Below are 995 nucleotides of genomic sequence, written 5' to 3' on the forward strand. Positions count from 1 at the left end.
TCTGGCGGGCTTGACTGCTCTGTTCGGAATGGGAAGAGGTAGACACCGCCGATATAGGCACCTAAAGATTTTTTTAGATATGAGATATGAGTACCGGGATCCTGTTAGGTCCCACATAGCACGCATACATGTCCACGTCTAAATGACATATATATTGAAAGAGGTTCGTTTCTTTTTGTTATTCTTTTCGTTTCAAAAATTAAAGAGGAAGACAACAGTGTCTGTCTGCTTGAGAAAGCTTCGGGCTATTAGTACCACTTGGCTTTGGTCTCTCAACCTTTACACCTATGGCCTATCAACGTAGTCATCTCCTACGACCCTATAAGGAAGTCTCATCTCGTGGCTAGTTTCGCACTTAGATGCTTTCAGCGCTTATCTATTCCAGACGTAGCTACCCTGCCGTACACCTGGCGGCATAACAGGTTCACCAGAGGTCTGTCCAACCCGGTCCTCTCGTACTAAGGTCAGATCCACTCAAACTTCCAACGCCCACAACAGATAGGGACCGAACTGTCTCGCGACGTTCTGAACCCAGCTCGCGTGCCACTTTAATGGGCGAACAGCCCAACCCTTGGGACCTTCTCCAGCCCCAGGATGTGACGAGCCGACATCGAGGTGCCAAACCTCCCCGTCGATATGAGCTCTTGGGGGAGATCAGCCTGTTATCCCCAGCGTACCTTTTATCCTTTGAGCGATGGCCCTTCCATACAGAACCACCGGATCACTATGTCCGTCTTTCGACCCTGTTCGACTTGTAGGTCTCACAGTCAAGCAAGCTTATGCCATTGCACTCCGCGTACGGTTACCAAGCGTACTGAGCTTACCTTTGAAAGCCTCCGTTACCTTTTTGGAGGCGACCACCCCAGTCAAACTACCCACCAAACAATGTCCTCGGTAATACCGAGTTAGAAACCGGATACAGAAAGGGCGGTATTTCAAGGTTGATTCCACGACTCCTGGCGAAGCCGCTTCAACATCTCCCGCCTATCCTACAC

General features: G+C 49.8%; 2 rRNA genes. Both read right to left on the reverse strand.

What is annotated here, in order from left to right:
- Positions 1–65, reverse strand: a 5S ribosomal RNA gene (rrf, locus tag DCO56_RS30165); the annotation flags it as partial.
- A 163-nt stretch (positions 66–228) separates the two neighbouring features.
- Positions 229–995: ribosomal RNA gene (locus DCO56_RS28990) — 23S ribosomal RNA — on the reverse strand; the annotation flags it as partial.

The organism is Sphingobacterium athyrii (genome assembly GCF_003071065.1).
GTDB classification, from domain to species: Bacteria; Bacteroidota; Bacteroidia; order Sphingobacteriales; family Sphingobacteriaceae; genus Sphingobacterium; species Sphingobacterium athyrii.